The following is a 17,858-nucleotide window of genomic DNA, read 5'->3' as shown; positions in this document are numbered from 1 at the left end:
CGGGGCAGTCGATCAATCGAACCGCAGCGTCACCTTCCCGAACGGACCGTAGTCCGCCTCGATATCGCTGCCGGACGGACATTCGATCGGGCCGATGAAGGAGCCGGACAGCACGACCTGACCGGCCTCGATCCGCTGGCCATAGGTGGCCATGCGCCGCGCCAGCCACACCAGGCCGACGACCGGGTCGTCGAGCACGCCGGCGCCCAGGCCGGTGGCCACGACATCGGCGTTCTTCTTGACGATCGAGCCGACCCAGCGCAGGTCGAAGGTCTCCGGGGCGTGGCGTTCGCTGCCCAGCACGATACCGGCATTGGCGGCGTTGTCGGACACGGTATCGACGATGGTGCGCTTGCGGCCGCTCCCGGTGTCCTGCCGCACGATGCGGGTATCGAGAATCTCGACAGCCGGTGCCACGTAATCGGTGGCCGCCAGCACATCGTCCCGCGTGACCTCGCCCTCCAGCGGCGCCTTCATGACGAAGGCGATCTCGGCTTCGATGCGTGGCTGAATGAAGTGATTGCCGGGAATGACCACACCGCTGTCGAAGCGCATGTAATCGTAGAGCACGCCGCTGTCGGGCGTGTCGATACCCAGCGCCTCCTGCATGACCTTCGAGGTCAGGCCGATCTTCCAGCCGAGGATGGCGTGGTGGCGCTTCTTCTTGTCGAGCTGCGCGGCCTGGATCGCGTAGGCGTCATCCAGCGTCATGTCCGGGTACCGGAGCGACAGCAGGCCGATCTGCTCGCGGTTTTCTTCCGCTGCAAGCAGGGCATCGGCGGCGTCGGATATCTGGGCATCGGTCAACGGCATTTCTCGTCCTCCACGCCATTGACCAAGGTGCCGATGCCGTCGGCCTCGACTTCGATGACATCGCCCGGCTCGAGCCAGATCGGCGGGTCGAACCGGGCCCCGGCGCCGGTGGGCGTGCCGCAGACGATGACGTCGCCCGGCACCAGGGTGGTGAAGGTCGAGACGTAGTTCACGATGTAGCGGAAGTCGAACATCATCCGCGAGGTCCGGTCCTGCTGGCGTACCTCGCCGTTGACCCGGGTGGTCAGCGCGATGTCGTCGAGCTGGGAGGCCTCGCGAAACGGTACCAGCCAGGGGCCGATGGCGCCGCTGGCGTCGAAGTTCTTGCCCTGGGTGACGTTGAACTTGGCGTGGCGTACCCAGTCGCGGATGGTGCCTTCGTTGCACAGCGTCAGCGCGGCGATGTGCTCGTAGGCCTTCTCGCGCGAAATCCGCCGGCCGCCCTTGCCGATGACGATGGTCACTTCACCTTCGTAGTCGAGCTGCTCGCTCTCCGGCGGGCGTACCAGATTCTGGCGATGGCCGACGAAGCTGCGGGGAAAGCGAATGAACAGCGAGGGTTTGCTCGGTGCCGCCTGACCGTCCTTGTACTCTTCGTTGCGCGACGGGAAGTTGACGCCGACGCAGATCAGTTTCTCGGGGTTGGCGACCGGAATCAGGAAGGTGACGTCCTCCTCGCGGTAGCTCGGGCGGCGCTGCTCGGCGGCACGCATCACCTCGTCGATGGCACCGGCCTCGATCACTTCCTTGAGCCCCTTGAAGCGCGACCCGAATTCCGGCGTCAGGTCGATGAGGCCTTCGTCGGTGACGACGCCGTAGCGGTCGGCGCCGTTGGCGTGGAAGGACGCCAGGCGGGGGGGCAGGGCAGTACTCATGCGATTTCTCCTGAAGGACCCGGTCGTCGCCGGGCCATGTTCGGGTTCCCGAAAGCCGGGGGCTCAAGGGGCGACGATGGGCGTGGCCTTCAATTGCGAGACCCGGGTCGCGACGCCCTCGAACATCGAGCCATGCTCGAACCAGGAGCGCGGTGCCGGCGCCCCCCACAGGGTCTGGCGCTGCGGGTCCTTCAGGTCCCACTTGATCGGCTCCAGGTCGGGATCGACGGTCTGGTAGTCGGAGCAGTAGATCTCGATGCGGTGGCCGTCCGGGTCGAGCACGTAGAGGAAGAAGGCGTTGGAGATGCCATGCCGTCCCGGGCCGCGCTCGATGTTGCCGACATAGCCGGTGGTGGCCATCAGGTCGCAGAGATCGATGATGTTGAGCGGGGTCGGTACCCAGAAGGCGGTGTGGTGCAGGCGAGGGCCTTCGCCATTGGTGAAGGCGATGTCGTGAACGCCGCCCTTGCGATGCATCCAGGCCGCCCACAGATTGCCGCTCTCTTCATCCTCGGTGTACTCGGTGACGCGGAAGCCGATGCGGTTGTAGAACTCGACCGCCTGGTCGACGTTTGCCGAGAACAGGTTGAAGTGATCGATGCGCAACGGCTTGACGCCGTGGTACAGGGCATACTGCTGATGGATCGGCGCCAGGCGCTCCATCCTGAAATAGAACTCGATCGGCGTGTCGAAGCAGTCGAGCGTGCGCAGCGTGCGCCCCTGATAGGGCCGTTCGACCCACTCGACCGGATGACCCTGATCCTTGAACCAGTCGTGGGCCTTGTCCAGCTCCTGCTCGTCGAAGACCTTGAACGACAGCGCCTGGACCGCGGCGGTGTCGCTCTGCTCGAGCACCAGGCAGTGATGGCCGCGCTCTTCCATCGCGCGCAGGTAGATGCGCCGGTCGTCCTCGTCGGTGACCTGCAGGCCCAGCGTGTCGACATAGAAGTGCCGACTCCTGGCGAGCTCGGTCACGCCGAACACGACATGGCTCAGGCGGAGCACATTGAACGGCGGATAAAGCGTGGGAGTGGGTATGGGCATGATGCGGCTCCTTGATTCTTCGGGCGGGGTGGCCTGTCGGCCACCCCTGCGACAATGGTGTCAACCGAGCTTCGGCACCTGATGGACCTTGCGCGGGAAGGCGACGTTGACGGTCTCCATGTAGAAGTCGAACGACCAGTCGCCGCCGTCACGGCCGATGCCCGATGCCTTGACGCCACCGAACGGCGCCGGCAGGTGACGCACGTTCTCGGAGTTGACCCACATCATGCCCGCCTCCAGCTCGTCGGTCAGACGCATGGCCCGGTCGAGGTCGTTGGTCCACAGATAGGCGGACAGACCGTACTGGGTGTCGTTGGCGATCTTCAGCGCCTCGTCCTCGTCCTTGAACGCAATGGCGGTCAGTACCGGGCCGAAGATCTCCTCCTGGGCGATGGCCATGTCGTTGGTGGCCTGGGTGAACAGCGTCGGCCGCACGAAACAGCCGCCGCCTCCGACCTTTTCGCCGCCGGCGGCGATGGTCGCGCCCTGCTCGCGGGCCTTGTCGAAATAGGAGAGCACCTTCTGCTCGTGCTCGGGATGGATCAGCGGCCCGACGACGGTGTCGGGGTCGAGCGGGTGGCCGACCTTGACGTTGTCGGCGATCTCGGCCACGCGGCGGGTGAATTCTTCGTAGATGGTGTCCTGCACCAGCAGGCGGGAGGAGGAGGTGCAGCGCTCGCCATTGAGCGAGTAGATCATGAAGCTCGCGGCGTCGACGGCGCGGTCGATGTCGGCGTCGTCGAAGACGATCACCGGGTTCTTGCCGCCCAGCTCGAAATGGAAACGCTTCAGGGTCGGTGCCGCCTGGGCCATGATCATCTGGCCGGTGCGGCTTTCGCCGACGAAGGCGACCGCCTTGATGCCGGGGTGTTCGGTCAGGGCCTTGCCGGCGTCCTCGCCGAAGCCGTTGACCAGGTTCAGCACCCCCTTGGGCAGCCCGGCTTCCTCGGCGATCTCGACCAGCAGCTTGGCGGTCATCGGCGAGAACTCGGCCGGCTTGTGGACCACGGTACAGCCGGAAGCCAGCGCCGGGGCGATCTTCCAGGTCGACAGCATGAACGGCGTGTTCCACGGCGTGATGACACCCACCGGACCCAACGGGCGCCTGGAGGTGACGTTCATCTGGGTCTCGTTGCGCAGGGCCTGGCCGTCCTCGGCTTGCGGGGCCTTGTCGGCGAAGAAACGGAAGTTGGCCGCGCCGCGGATCGCCGCCTTGGACATGAAGCGCAGCGCCTGGCCGGTATCCATGCACTCGGTGAAGGCGATCTCCTCGGCGCGCGCCTCGATGGCTTCCGCCACCTTGATCAGGATGGCGCGGCGCTCCTTGCCCGGTGTCCTGCTCCAGGTCTTGAAGGCTTCCCGGGCCGCCCCGACGGCACGATCGATGTCGCTGGCGCCGCCCCGGGCAACCCTGGCCAATGGCTCGAGATCGATCGGCGATAGGGATTCGAAGGTCTCGCCCGAGTCGGCGGGCATCGACTCGCCGTTGATGTGGTTCATCACGCCCTGCTCGCGGAACCGCCGCATGTACGCCTGCGCGCGGGCGATGTTCTCGTCCAGAGTGCTCATCGGGAATCTCCTGTAGGTCGGCAAGTCCGTTGTTGCGGAAGGTTCAGTGTTGCGAAAGACGGGTGTGAATCGGGGTGTCCTTCCAGCTCAGCGCGGCATCGATCTCGCGAATCTCCAGCGAGAGCGCGAAGTGGGGGGTGGCCAGCGGCACGGCGAGCGCGTCCCGGACCGCCGCGAAGAGGCGCTCCCCCGCCGCCTCGAGGGCCGCCGTCTCGCGGCCGGCGCCCACGGAGAGCGTCATCGCGACGAAGTCGTTGTCGGGGTGGTCGTCGGCGACGATGCAATGGTCGGCGGCGAAGGCGCGCACGCGGATCCCGGCGAGCGGAAAGAGATCGCTCTCCTTCATGACCGCCCAGGCGGCCCGGCAGACAGCGGCCATGTCCACATGCCGCTCGACGCCGGGTGAATACTCGATATGCAGATGTGGCACGTCGTTCTCCTTGGTGTGGCGGCGTGATGCTGGGCAAGCGCCCCCTCCGTGACATGACCGCGCCATTGCTTCCGGGCGGAGGCATCGGAAAAGCGTCGATTACGTTAACATATTAATGAATTATCTGGCGCAGTCTGTCAAGGGTGTTTCCATCCGCGGTGTATTTTCCCGATCTCCCTGGGGAATGGCGGCAAGGACCAATAACGGTGCCGGCCGGGTGTCCTTGATGAGCTGTCGCTGAACGTATTGTTTATAGATTAATGAGTTTTAAAGGCGAGGGAATGGGGTGTCGACCAAGGTAGGGGTGAAGATTGCGAAAAGTACAATCAAGTCTGTGTAAAACACATCCTCAAGTGCTCGGGGTTTCATCAGCATGGAAAAAACCAACTCGCCCGGTTCGCCGGCATGCTAACGAGGTAATGATCATGCAGTTCCATCACCACGGATACGTCTCTCATAACCCGCGCATCCAGCCCGCGGCCGGGGTGGGTCTGGATCGCTCCGAAACGCTGCCCGAGAGCGTCGATGTGCTGATCGTCGGTTCCGGGCCTGCCGGCATGATCACGGCGGCGCAACTCGCTCAGTTCCCCGGCGTCAGCACGCGTATCGTCGAGCGGCGTGCGGGGCGGCTCGAGGTCGGCCAGGCCGATGGCATTCAGGCACGCAGCGTCGAGACCTTTCAGGCGTTGGGGTTCGCCGGCCGCATCATCGACGAGGCGTACCGGATCACCGAGATGGCATTCTGGAAGCCGGATTCCGAGAACCCGGACCGCATCGTGCGCACGGCGTGCACGCCCGACGACCCCGGAGGTATCAGTGAGTTCCCCCATCTGATCGTGAATCAGGCCCGGGTGCTCGACTATCTCACCGAGGCGGCCGCCAACGGCCCGGCCCGCGTGCGACCCGATTACGGCTTCGAGTTCGAGGGCCTCGAGGTCGATGCCGAGGGCGAGTACCCGGTGACTGTCACGCTCAAGCACACCTCGGGGGGGCAGGAGGGGCAGACGCGTACCGTGCGTGCCAAGTACGTGGTCGGCTGCGACGGCGCGCGCAGCAGGGTGCGCGATGCCATCGGTTGCACGCTCGCCGGTGACCGGGCGAATCACGCCTGGGGGGTCATGGATGTACTGGCCGTGACCGACTTCCCCGATATCCGCACCAAGTGCGCGATCCAGTCGGGTACGGGTGGCAGCATCCTACTCATCCCCCGCGAGGGCGGCTACCTGTTCCGCATGTACGTGGATCTTGGCGAGGTTCCCGCGGAAGGCAGCAATGCCGTGCGCGAGACGTCGATCGAGGAGATCATCGCCAAGGCGAACGAGATCATGCATCCCTACACAGTCGAGGTGCGCAACGTCGCCTGGCATAGCGTCTATGAGGTGGGGCATCGCCTCAGCGACCGTTTCGACGATGTCGAGGATCCCGGGGCGGGCCGGCTGCCGCATGTGTTCATCACCGGGGATGCCTGTCACACCCACAGTGCCAAGGCCGGGCAAGGCATGAACGTGTCGATGCAGGACGGTTTCAACCTCGGCTGGAAGCTGGGGCATGTGTTGTCGGGACGCAGTCCGGCGAGTCTGCTCTCCAGTTACTCGGCCGAGCGGCAAGTCGTCGCCAAGAACCTGATCGATTTCGACAAGCAATGGTCGACGTTGATGGCCAAGCGCCCCGAGGAGTTCGAGGATCCGTCCGAGCTCGAGGACTTCTATATGGGAACCATCGAATTCCTGGCGGGCTTCATGACCGAGTACGCGCCGTCGCTCATCACGGCCGAGGCGCATCATCAGCAACTCGCCACCGGCTTTCCGGTGGGCAAGCGCTTCAAGTCGGCCCGGGTCTCGCGGGTGTGTGACGGCAACCCGCTTCATCTTGGCCACCAGGCGACGGCCGATGGACGCTGGCGTCTCTATGTGTTTGCCGATTCGGCCCCGTCCCATGAATCATCGGCCGTCGACACCTTCGGCGAATGGCTCGCCACGGCGGCAGACTCCCCGCTGAACGTCGGTCCGCGGGATTTCGATCCCAGTGCCTGGTTCGACATCAAGGTGATCTATCAGCAGCCACACGCAGCAGTTGCCATCGCGAGCGTGCCCCAGGTGTTCATGCCGCGGGTGGGCCCGTTCGAGCTCGTCAATTACGAGAACGTTTTCGCGGTCCTGCCCGATGACGATATTTTCGAGGCGCGGGGCATCGACCGCCGTGGCGCCGTCATCGTGGTGCGTCCCGACCAGTATGTGGCCCATGTCCTGCCGCTGTCGGCGACCGACGAACTGGGCGGTTTCTTTCGGCCGATCCTGGCCCCGTAATCGTTTCAAAATTGAAAGTTCGCGGGCAAGCTGCCGGGACTCCCCGGCAGCGCTTCTTGTCGATTCTATCCGGTTCCCTGTCGCGAGGGGTGGCGAGATTCAGACTTCACGCGTGACTTTCTCTGTCTAAAGTCTAATCGTTAATTTATTAACAAATGGCTAGCTTGGTTCGTGATCAGGCGGCTCGTGCTTCGAGCACATGTCCGCCCATGGCATCCGAAACGCACGGGCGACCCCGACACTTCAGCGGTCAAGGCGGTGGCCTGCATGCCACGCAGCGATTGCCCGGCCTGCTGCGCCTTAACCCATGAGCGAGCGGGTGATGCGCACATAAACGCCCACGATGTGGGGCCAGTCATACCGATGGACACCCGTGGAGTTCGCACATGAACAAGTCGTTGACACCCCGCTCCGCCCCCGTGGCGGACTGGGTCGATCTCGAGACGCTCTATCATGACCCGTTTCCGATCTACGAACGCCTTCGCCGCGAGGGTGGTGTTCACTGGGTGCCGAGTGTCAATCGCTACCTGATCACCAGCTACGAGGCCGTGATCACGACCGAGCACGACCAGGAAACCTATTCCGCCAACGAAAAGGACTCGCTGCAGATCCGCGCCATGGGGCATTCGATGCTGCGCCGCGACGACCCGGAGCACTACCGGGAACGCCGGCAGTGGCAGAGCGTTTTCAAGCCCAATACGGTCAAAAACGTCTGGACCCGGACCTTTCACGAGAAGGGGCGGGAACAACTGGCCCGGTTCATCGACAAGGGGCCGGGGGCGGATCTGATCTGGGACTTCTCGGCGCCGTTCGCCGCCGAATGCCTGAAGATGATGCTCGGGCTCTATAACGCCGAGGCCGATGACCTGCAGCGCTGGTCGCAGACGTTGATGGACGCTATCGGCAACTACGGCGACGACCCCGAGGTCTGGGCGGCGGGCAAGCGCTCCTTTGATGAGATCGATGTTGCGCTGGACGAGATGCTCGAGTGGCACCTCCATCATCGCGACAGCTCCCTGATCTCCTCGCTGTTGTCCACGCCCGACGACCGGATGCCGCTGGAAAAGATCCGCGCCAACATCAAGATGACCATCGGCGGTGGCCTCAACGAGCCCCGGGATGCGCTGGGCGGGGCCGCCTGGGCACTGTTGACCCACCCCGAGCAGCGCCGCGCGGTCGAGCGTGACCCCGGGCTCTGGTCGACGGTCTTCGACGAAACCATTCGCTGGGTGGCGCCGATCGGGTTGTACTCGCGTCAGACCACGAAAAACACCGTGCTGGCCGGGGTCGAACTGCCTGCCGGGGCCCGCCTGGGCATCTGCATTCTCTCGGCCAACCGCGACGAGTCGGTGTGGGATCGTGCGGACGAATTCGATATTTACCGCGAGGTCAAGCCGCACCTGGCCTTCAGCAAGGGCACGCATGTCTGCCTGGGCGCCCGGGCGGCGCGGGCGGAGGTGGCCGATGTGGCGCTGCCGCTGCTGTTCGATCACCTGAAGGGGCTCGACCTTCACCCCGACCGCGATCCCTCCGTCGGTGGCTGGGTCTTTCGCGGCATGCTCTCGTTGCCGGTGACCTGGCGCGACGTGCGTCCGCTCGAAGGCAGCGGTGCGTCCGTGTCGGTCAGTGGCCAGGTGGGGTCTGCCGCCGAATCCGAGGCGACTCCGCATGTGGCCATCGTGGGCTCGGGGCCGGCCGGGTGTTTCACCGCCAAGGAAATCCAGCGCCGCATGCCCGGCGCCCGAATCGATCTCATCGACCGCCTGCCGGTGCCCTACGGGCTGCTGCGCTACGGCGTCGCCGGCGACCACCAGGGCACGAAAGCCGTGTCGCGCCAGTTCGATCGCCTGTTCGATTCATCCAATGTGCGCTTTATCGGCAACACCACCATCGGCCAGCACGTCACCGTCGATGACCTGCGGGCTGGCTACGACGCGGTGGTGCTCGCCTCCGGCGTACACGCGGATCGCCGGCTGGAGATCCCGGGCAATGCCCTGGCCCGGGTGTACGGCGCGGGCTGCATTACCCGGCGGCTGAATGGCCACCCGGACGAGACGGCAACGCCGTCGCTCGGGCGGCGTGTGGCGATCGTCGGGCAGGGCAACGTCGCCATCGACGTGCTGCGGCTGTTGTCGATCCGCCCGACGGAACTCGAGGGCAGCGACATCGATGATGCCGTGCACGGCGCGCTGACCCGCGAGATCGACACCCTTCATATCATCGGGCGCTCCCCCGCGCAGCAGGCCCGCTTTGATCCGGTGATGATCCGCGAGCTGGGCCGGTTCAGCGGCATCATCCACCGCCTTCACGGCGTCGATCTCGGCAGTATGCCGGAGGGCAAGGACGCCCGGCTGGACGCGCTGCGTACGCTGCCGGGCGTGGGCCGGGTCGAGGTCGAAGGGACGCCACGCATGACGGTCGAGTGGTGGTTCGAGGCGGTACCCGAGCGCATCGACGGGCAGACGCAGGTCGAGGGGCTGACGCTCGATCACGAGGGGGGCGCCGTGTCACTGGACGTGGACTCGGTGATTACCGCCATCGGCTTCGTGCCCGATCCGAGTGACGCCATTTCCAACGCGCTTTCGGCGCTGCCGAGCGTTACCGAGACCGGGCGTGTTGAGGCCGGGCTCTATCTGGCCGGCTGGCTGCGGCGCGGCGCCCGGGGCACGATCCCCGATCAGCGCACCGACGCCCGGGCGCTTGCCGGCGTGATCGGGGCCGATATCGCCGCCGGCGAGGTGCGCTGCCAGCGCGATGGGCTCGTGCCCCACTCGGAGGCGACCGACATCGACGGCTGGCGCCGGATCGATCATCTGGAGCGCACCGAAACCACGCCGGGGCGGGTGCGCACCAAGCTCTGCACGCTCGAGGCGCTGCTCGCGTCGGCGCGGGACGCGTCGATCGCGATCGAGCGTGACACCCAGGGCGCGGCCGATGAGGGCGAACACCTGGGGGATCTGTCGGTCGGCATCCTGTTCGGCACCGAGTCCGGCAACGCCGAGCTCATGGCCGAAGAGCTCGAGCAGGCACTCGACGGGCGCTGCGCGGTAAGCGTCGCGGATCTCGCCGACACCGACCCGCATTCGCTCGACCCGGAACGGTTCTACCTCATCCTCTGCTCGACCTACGGCGATGGCGAGGTGCCCAGCGGTGCACGCGGATTCTACGAGGCGCTGCGCGATGACGCTCCGGATCTCGCTGGCATTCGCTTCGCCAGCCTTGGGCTGGGGGACAGCAGCTACGCCAAGACCTATTCCCGCGGCAGCGAACTGCTCACCGAGGCGCTGATGGCCTGCGACGCAACGCGGGTGGGGGAATATGGCCGCCACGATGCCAGCGGCGCGCTGGCGGCCTCGGACATTGCCCTGGACTGGGCGGAGGGCGTGCTGGCCCTGCTCGCGGCCGAGGAAAAACTGCCGGCCTGAGGACGCCGGCGTCATACCGGAGGGGCAGGGGCACGACTGGCACCTGCCCGAAGGCCCTATCAACGTCTGATCATTAATTTATTAAAGATCACAATAGCATGCTCGCTCGGAGTTCGGAGGAAACCCAATGCCAATGAAAAGAGCCGGAACCATGATGCACTGCCTGGCACGGGTGTGGGGGCTCTGTCTGGTCCTCGGCTTGACCAGCCAGGCGGCGTCGGCGGCGACCACCCTGCGCATTTCGCATTTCCTGCCGGCGATGTCCAACGCCCAGCAGCACGTCATCGAGCCCTGGTGCGAGGATCTCGAAACGCAATCCGAGGGGGAGCTGCGCTGCCAGATATACCCGTCCATGCAACTGGGCGGCACCCCGGCGCAGCTCGCCGACATGGTGCGCAACGGTGTCGTCGATGTCGCCTGGACGGCACTGGGTTATTCGGCGGGTCGCTTCCCGCGCAGCGAGGCGCTGGAACTGCCCTTCATGCTGCCTGCCGGTGGCGTCGAGGGCAGTCGTATCGCCTGGGAATTCACCCAGGGACCCGCCGCGGCGGATTTCGCCGACTACCATGTGCTTGCCGTGCATAGCGATGGCGGCAGCGTCTTCCATACCCGGGAAACCCCGGTCCACGATCGCGCCGACATGCAGGGGCTGCGACTGCGCGCGCCCACGCGCATGGCCTCGAACTTGATCGACACGCTTGGCGCCTCGGCGGTGAGCATGCCACCGGCCCAGATCGCCGACACGCTGGCCAAGGGCGTCATCGATGGCGCCTCGGCCGGCTGGGAGGTCGTGCCGCCGACCAAGCTCGACGAGGTTACCCGCTACCACATCGAGACGGCGGCCGATCAGGCGACACCGACGGTGACGGTGCTGGCGCTGCTGATGAACCAGCGCAGCTATGACCGGCTACCCGAGAAGGCGCGTCAGGTACTCGATTCGCTGAGCGGAGAGACGCTGTCGGTTCGCTTCGGCCGGGCCTGGGACGAGGCGATCGCCAAGGTCAGGACACGACTGGAAGGCGACCCCGATCAGACGGTGATCACGCTCGACGCCGCCGCCTATGACGACATGCGCGACGCCACCCGCGGCATCGTCGAGGACTGGATCGCCGCCGGCGACGGCGACGGCGATACAGACCGTGGTGCACTGGTCGAGCAACTCGCGTCGGTCGTCGACGAGCATGCCCCCGAACTGCGCCGCGCGGAGTGAATCGATGACCGGATTCATCGCATGGCGTGAAGAAGACGCACGGAGGCCGGCATGACGGGGATCGTGTTGAAACGCGCGGCAATGGCGCTGGCCATGGTCGGTGGCGTGCTGTTGCTGACGGCGATCGGCATGTCGCTGGTCTCGATGATCGGCCGCCGGCTCTTCTCCGCGCCCATCACGGGGGACATCGAGCTGCTGCAGATGCTGGTCGCGGTCGCCGTGGTCTGCTTCCTGCCGCTGTGCGAGGTCAACGACCGTCACATCCGGGTCGATATCGTTGCCACGCTCTTTCCGGCCGGGCTCAATCGCGCCCTGCTGGCGATCTCGCACCTGATGCTGGCGCTGGTCAGCGCGTTGCTGGTATGGCGAACGGCGCTGTTGGCCGTCGACAGCCTCGACTACGGCGCCCAGAGCGTGCAACTGGGCATTCCGCAATGGATCCCCCAGGTCGCCATGCTGCCGGGCCTGGCCCTGCTCGGGGTCTGCGCGCTCCATCAGAGCGTTCTCCGGCTGATCGGGGGCGGCCGAGAAGCGGCAACGGGAGGAGAGAGTCCATGATCGGTGGCCTGGAAGTGGGCGCCATCGCGCTCGGTGTCCTGCTGGTGATGCTGGGCTGTCGCTGGCATGTGGGGGTCGCCATGTTGCTGGCGGGGGCACTCTGCTACTGGCTGGTCAACGACGGCGATACCAGGGCGTTGCTGTTTACCCTCAACAATCTCGTTTACGCCCGATTCTCGAGCTACGACCTGGCGGTCATTCCCATTTTCGTGCTGATGGGGCAGTTCGCGATCCACGGCGGGCTATCGAAGGCGCTGTTCCGCGCCAGTGCCAGCTGGATCGGTCACTGGCGGGGCGGGTTGGCGATGTCGGCGGCGGGGGCCTGCGCCGGTTTCGGTGCCATCTGCGGCTCCTCGCTGGCCACGGCGACCACCATGAGTCAGGTGGCCCTGCCGGAACTGGAGCGTTACCACTACGGCAAGCGCCTGGCCACGGGCACCATCGCCGCGGCGGGGACCCTGGGGATTCTGATTCCGCCCTCGGTACCGCTGATCGTCTACGCCGTGCTGACCCAGGAGTCGATCGCCGCGCTCTTCATGGCGGCGATCCTGCCGGGGTTGCTGGCGGTGGCGGGCTATCTGGTGGTGATCCGCATCGTGGCGACGCGGACCATGCGCGACGTCGAGCGGGCGCCACGCCACGGCTGGGCCGAGCGGCTGGCGAGCCTGGGCGATATCGCGCCGATACTGGTGATCTTCGCCGTGGTCATCTACGGGCTCTACGGCGGCTGGGCCAACCTGACCGAGGCCGCCTCGATCGGCGCCGCTGCCTGCGGTCTCTACGCCGTCTGGCGCGGCGGCATGCGCTGGCAGGGCGTCTACCGCAGTCTGGCGGGCACCGCGGAGGCGACCGCCATGATCTACCTGGTGGTGATCGGCGCCGACCTGCTGAACAGCGGCCTGGCGCTGGGACAACTGCCCACGGCGCTGGCGGAGTGGATCATGGGCAGCGGCCTGGCGCCGCTGACGGTGCTGCTGATCATCCTGCTGATCTATCTGCTGCTGGGCTGCGTGATGGATTCGTTGTCGATGATTCTGCTCACCATTCCGATCTTCTATCCGATCATCCTCGAGCTCGACCTGTTCGGGCTCGACGCCACCGCCAAGTCGATCTGGTTCGGCATCGTCGCGCTGATGGTGGTGGAGATCGGCCTGATCACACCGCCCATGGGCATGAACCTGTTCATCGTGCAGAAGTACAGCCACGGCACCTCGCTTGCCACCGTAAGCCGCGGCATCCTGCCGTTCATCGGCGCGGACATGGTGCGTATCGCCATCGTGGTGTTGGTGCCGGCGCTGTCGCTGGTATGGCTTTGAGACCGCGGTAGCGTATTCCTCCTTTTCCTTCTTGCGGTGACGAAACCGGCCATTGCGCCGGTTTTTCGCGTACGTGGCGTCCAGGACACGCCGGTCGGGCAGGCGCGTCCAGATTTCCGTCAGGCCGAGACAAGCGCGTCTCCGTGCAGCCGGATAGCGTGGCGTATGTCACCCGGCGCATTCCCGGGAAATGCCATAACAACAAGGGACTTTCAGCATGACGTCACGTTATCCACATCTGCTGCCCACGCTGTCCATCGCGGCCGTCGTCACGCTTTCGGCGTCCGGCGGGGCCCGCGCCACGGAACTGTTCGACGATGGCACGACCCGTGTCGACGTCAATATCGAGGGCGTGCTGGGAGCCTTTCACAGCCAGAAGGGCTACGCCCAATCCGCAACCGCCGAATCGGGCAGCCGCGACTGGCAGGAGGGGTTCGTCAAGTACGGGCTCGATGTCACGCACGCGCTGGGCGGTGACAGTGGTTCGCTCTACGCCAACGTGGCCGGGGTCTCGGGCGGAACGTTCGGCCAGGGCGACGCCGCCGGCTTCACCACCGGCGATGAACGGCGCACCCATCTCGAGAATCTCTACGTCGGCTGGAAGTCCGGCGCGCTGTTCCCGGTGCTGGGCCAGGATGGTGTCGACCTGTCCGCGGGGCGTCAGCGCGTCCAGGTCGGCGACGGCTTTTTGATCTCGGGCGATGCGCTCAATTTCGGCGAGGGGGTGCTGGGCGGCGATCTCGACCGTGGCGGCGCCTACTATCTGGCGGCGCGCCAGTCCTTCGAGAATACCGCGGTGCTGCGCCTCGGCGGCGATCGGGGGTGGCGGGGGGACCTGATGTGGCTGAAGTCGGGCAACCCCGCCCAGGCCGAGCCTGAACTCAGCGTCGCCACGCTGGAGCACGTCTCCGACGCGGGAACGCTGGGGGCGACCTACATCGACGTCCTCGACGTCGATGACGACTACGCCTTTCTCTACCCCGAGCGCGAGGATACCCGGGTCTACAGCCTGCGCGGCCAGGGCAACGCCGGCGTCGAGAACCTGTTTCTCGCCGGCCAGTACGCCTGGCAGGAAAACGGCAGCGACGACCACGAGAACGCCTGGTATCTGGAGGCGGGCTGGACCTTCGCCGAGCTGCCCGGCTCGCCTGCCGTGAGCTACCGGTTCAGCCGCTTTTCCGAGCAGTACGATCCGCTGTTCTACGGTAACGGACGCGCGCTCGGTACCTGGTTCCAGGGCGAGGTCGCCGCCAACTACGCCGGCCCCTTCAATACCAATGCCCGGGTGCAGCAGATCAACCTGACGCTGACGCCGTCGGCGAGCGTGAGCCTGGGCGCGATGCTCTACGACTTCGACACCCTCTCCACGGAGGCGGGACCGAATCTCAGCGGCAACGAGATCGATCTGTATGCCGTGTGGGCGCCGAGCGAGCGCTGGTGGGTCATGCCGCTGCTGGGTCGCTACAGCCCCGACGTTTCCGCGAGCGATGGCGGGACCCAGCTTGGCGACAGCGACAGCAACTATTACAGCCAGTTGCTGGTCGGCTTCAACTTTTGAGAAGCCGGCAGCGAGCGTCATGTGGCTGGCAGCAGGGTTCAAGCGGAGCCGGCTCGGAAAGCGCTAGCCTGCGGCCATCGGCGGTGCCGATCGGTACGCATCGAGCCGTGTTCCGCGTCTCGCGGTGCCGCTTCCCGTATCCCAATCAAAGGAGTTTGCGATGAGCTACGACAAGATGTCGGCATCCGAGCCGGTCCAGGCGTTTCTCGAGCGCGCCACCGGCTCTTTCATCGACGGTCGCTTCAGGGCCCAGGGCAATGCCCGCGATGTGCTCGACCCCGCCACCGGCGGGCGGCTGGCGACGCTGGCCGAGGGCGACGGTGCCCTGGCGGACGAAGCCGTCGCGCTGACCAAGGCAAGCTTCGATGACCGCCGCTGGCGCGATCTATCGCCGGCGGTGCGCGAACGGATCCTGTTGCGCTTCGCTGATTTGATCGAGCGGCATGGCGAGGAGCTGGCGCAGATCGAGACCCTGAACCAGGGCAAGTCGATTCATATCGCCCGGGCGGTCGACGTGGGGTTTTCGGTGGATTTCGTGCGCTACATGGCGGGCTGGACCACCAAGCTGGAAGGCAGCACCCGCGAGATGTCGATCGGCATGCCCGAGGGCGCGCAGTTCAACGCCTATACCCTGCGCCAGCCGCTGGGCGTGGTGGCGGCGATCGTGCCCTGGAACTTTCCACTGATGATCGCGTTGTGGAAGGTCGTGCCGGCGCTGGCCGCCGGCTGCTCGGTGGTGCTCAAGCCCGCCTCGGAAACGCCGTTGAGCGTGCTGCGACTGGCGGAGCTGGCGATCGAGGCAGGGGTCCCCCGGGGCGTGTTCAACGTGGTGCTGGGGTCCGGTTCGGTGGTCGGGACGCGGCTGGCCGAACATCCGGACGTACACAAGGTCACCTTCACCGGCAGTACCGCGGTCGGCAAGCAGATCGGCCACGCCGCCGTCGAGCACATGGCGCACTTCTCCCTGGAGCTGGGCGGCAAGAACCCGATGCTGGTGCTCGAGGACGCCGACCTCGACAAGGCGGTCGGCGGCGCGCTGATGGGCGGGTTGCTCAACCAGGGGCAGGTATGCGCGGCGGCGTCGCGCTTCTACGTCCATCGCAGCCTGCACGACGAATTCTGCCGGCGTCTCGCCGAGGCGGTGGACGGCATGGCGGCGGGCCCGGGCATGGATCCGCAGGCCCAGGTCACGCCGCTGGTCTCGCAGCGCCAGCAACGCAGCGTGCTCGACTACATCGACCGCGCCCGCGCCCAGGGTGCCGATATCCATGTCGGCGGGGCGGTACCCAAGGAGGGGTTCTATGTGTCGCCGGTGGTGATCAGCGGCGCCGACCATGGGATGGAGGTCGCCCGGGAGGAGGTGTTCGGCCCCGTGCTGACGGTGATTCCCTTCGATGACGTGGAGGAGGCGATCGCCCTGGTCAACGACAGCGATCTGGGACTTGCGGCCAGTCTCTGGACCGAAAGCCTGTCGCAGGCGATGCGGCTGACACCGCGCATCGAGGCCGGCACCGTCTGGGTCAATACCCATGTCACCCTGGACGCGAGCCTGCCCTTCGGCGGCTTCAAGATGTCCGGCCTGGGCAAGGAGTTCGGCCCCGAGGCGGTCAACGCCTATACCGAGCTGAAATCGGTGTGCATCGCCTATTGAACCATCGCCACGCTCCCGGCGGCGAAGTGAGCCCGGCGGGAGCGCTTCGATGGATGCCCTCTTGTCAGGCGGCCTTCGCGAGCTGCGAGCGACGGTAGTCCCGCGGGGAGCTGGAGAACTCGCGCTTGAACGCACGACTGAAGTGAGCCGAGTCGGTGAATCCCCACTTGTAGGCGATCTGGGTAATCGAACGATCGGCCAGCATCGGGTTGGCGAGCTCTTCGCCGCAGCGCGCGAGGCGCCGGCGTTGGACATAACGGCAGACGGTTTCGTCATGCCGCTCGAAAAGGCGGTAGAGCTGACGAATGGAGACGTGGAACTGCGACGCCAGTCGCTCCGGCCCGAGTTCGTCTTCGTGGAGATGCTGATCGATGAACTGTTGAATGCACAAGTAGAGCGTACTGCCGGCTTGATCGAACAGGGACGGCGTCGCGGCCTGGTGCTGGTAAATGGCGGGCAACAGTGCGATCAAGGAGTTCGCTACGCCGCTCTCCTGCTCCTGGGCGTCTGCGGCGAGTGGCCCCGATACCATGCGGTTGACGATCAACTGCATGATCTGGCCGCTGGTACAGCCGGCGACGATCTTCATGAAGGGTACCGGCTGGCGGCCGAATTGCCGTGCCACCTCGCCACGCGGCAGATGAAAGGACTCGTGCTCGATCAGCCCATGGGGAAATATCTCGCATGCCCTGGCGGAATCCATGAGCAACATCTCGCCTGGCCGCATCGCGATGCTGACGCCGTTCTGCACCAGGGTGGCATGGCCCTGTTTCTGGACGATCAGAAAGCAGTGACGGTCGTCGTCATGTTGGTGAGGCCGGCTGCGCACGACTCTCTCGGCATTGGTGGTGATATCGGCGATCTCGATGCCGCCGACCGATCGTCTCGAGACATCCCCTCGAAAGCTTTGTCGATCCAGCGGGATGGAATCGAAGTTACCGCATACGTCGCGTAGAGCGCTCAACCAAGCATCGAACGACAGTGTCATCGTATCCGTGGATTGCATGGGACCTCCGCGAGAATCTTATTCTATTAATATGTTAATGTTTGTAGGGACAGCTTAGATGAAGGTGCCGATGTATACTACCCTCCGTTAGTCAAGG

The 17,858-nt window shown here is 65.6% G+C and carries 13 protein-coding genes; 7 read left to right on the top strand and 6 right to left on the bottom strand.

Going from position 1 to position 17,858, the window contains the following annotated elements; translation table 11 throughout:
• Positions 1-12 precede the first annotated feature (12 nt).
• From HR9077_RS03950 to HR9077_RS03930, 5 genes are all read right to left on the bottom strand, one after another.
• The gene (locus tag HR9077_RS03950) at positions 13-813 is read right to left on the bottom strand and encodes an FAA hydrolase family protein (protein ID WP_136065341.1); all 801 of its coding nucleotides are present in this window, start codon (positions 811-813) and stop codon (positions 13-15) included.
• Entirely contained in the window at positions 804-1,688 is an 885-nt protein-coding gene (locus tag HR9077_RS03945; protein WP_136065339.1) for a fumarylacetoacetate hydrolase family protein, read from the bottom strand. The genes HR9077_RS03950 and HR9077_RS03945 overlap by 10 nt, the downstream gene beginning before the upstream one ends.
• Positions 1,689-1,751: 63 nt before the next feature.
• On the bottom strand, positions 1,752-2,732 hold the full coding sequence (gene hpaD / locus HR9077_RS03940) for a 3,4-dihydroxyphenylacetate 2,3-dioxygenase (protein ID WP_136065337.1): 981 nt from the start codon (positions 2,730-2,732) through the stop codon (positions 1,752-1,754).
• 60 nt (positions 2,733-2,792) lie between these two features.
• On the bottom strand, positions 2,793-4,301 hold the full coding sequence (gene hpaE / locus HR9077_RS03935; RefSeq protein ID WP_136065335.1) for a 5-carboxymethyl-2-hydroxymuconate semialdehyde dehydrogenase: 1,509 nt from the start codon (positions 4,299-4,301) through the stop codon (positions 2,793-2,795).
• 43 nt (positions 4,302-4,344) lie between these two features.
• Positions 4,345-4,731: a 5-carboxymethyl-2-hydroxymuconate Delta-isomerase gene (locus HR9077_RS03930; protein WP_136065333.1), complete on the bottom strand. Its 387-nt coding sequence runs from the start codon at positions 4,729-4,731 to the stop codon at positions 4,345-4,347.
• 425 nt (positions 4,732-5,156) lie between these two features.
• Here HR9077_RS03930 and HR9077_RS03925 point away from each other — a divergent pair, with 425 nt between their 5' ends.
• The 7 genes from HR9077_RS03925 to HR9077_RS03895 all read left to right on the top strand — a co-directional run bounded on the left by HR9077_RS03925 (position 5,157) and on the right by HR9077_RS03895 (position 16,755).
• Positions 5,157-7,037: an FAD-binding monooxygenase gene (locus tag HR9077_RS03925; protein ID WP_136065331.1), complete on the top strand. Its 1,881-nt coding sequence runs from the start codon at positions 5,157-5,159 to the stop codon at positions 7,035-7,037.
• 386 nt (positions 7,038-7,423) lie between these two features.
• A complete protein-coding gene (locus HR9077_RS03920) occupies positions 7,424-10,462 on the top strand; it encodes a cytochrome P450 (RefSeq protein WP_136065329.1) in 3,039 nt (1,012 codons plus the stop codon).
• 127 nt (positions 10,463-10,589) lie between these two features.
• Positions 10,590-11,672 (top strand): TRAP transporter substrate-binding protein, encoded by a 1,083-nt coding sequence (locus HR9077_RS03915; RefSeq protein ID WP_244613024.1) that lies wholly within the window; start codon positions 10,590-10,592, stop codon positions 11,670-11,672.
• A gap of 51 nt (positions 11,673-11,723) precedes the next feature.
• Positions 11,724-12,230 (top strand): TRAP transporter small permease, encoded by a 507-nt coding sequence (locus tag HR9077_RS03910; protein ID WP_136065327.1) that lies wholly within the window; start codon positions 11,724-11,726, stop codon positions 12,228-12,230.
• On the top strand, positions 12,227-13,546 hold the full coding sequence (locus tag HR9077_RS03905; protein ID WP_244613022.1) for a TRAP transporter large permease: 1,320 nt from the start codon (positions 12,227-12,229) through the stop codon (positions 13,544-13,546). Before HR9077_RS03910 ends, HR9077_RS03905 begins: the two co-directional genes overlap by 4 nt.
• 217 nt (positions 13,547-13,763) lie before the next feature.
• Positions 13,764-15,104: an alginate export family protein gene (locus HR9077_RS03900; RefSeq protein ID WP_136065325.1), complete on the top strand. Its 1,341-nt coding sequence runs from the start codon at positions 13,764-13,766 to the stop codon at positions 15,102-15,104.
• 160 nt (positions 15,105-15,264) lie between these two features.
• Entirely contained in the window at positions 15,265-16,755 is a 1,491-nt protein-coding gene (locus HR9077_RS03895; RefSeq protein ID WP_210725851.1) for an aldehyde dehydrogenase family protein, read from the top strand.
• A 64-nt stretch (positions 16,756-16,819) separates the two neighbouring features.
• On the opposite strand, the gene feaR is transcribed toward HR9077_RS03895, so the two are convergent.
• The gene (feaR, locus tag HR9077_RS03890) at positions 16,820-17,761 is read right to left on the bottom strand and encodes a transcriptional regulator FeaR (RefSeq protein WP_136065323.1); all 942 of its coding nucleotides are present in this window, start codon (positions 17,759-17,761) and stop codon (positions 16,820-16,822) included.
• Positions 17,762-17,858 lie beyond the last annotated feature (97 nt).

The sequence above is a fragment of the Modicisalibacter radicis genome (assembly GCF_900961225.1).
Lineage (GTDB): Bacteria > Pseudomonadota > Gammaproteobacteria > Pseudomonadales > Halomonadaceae > Modicisalibacter.
The sequence above is the reverse complement of the archived record's forward strand: the minus strand, read 5'-3'. Positions and strand labels throughout refer to the sequence as shown.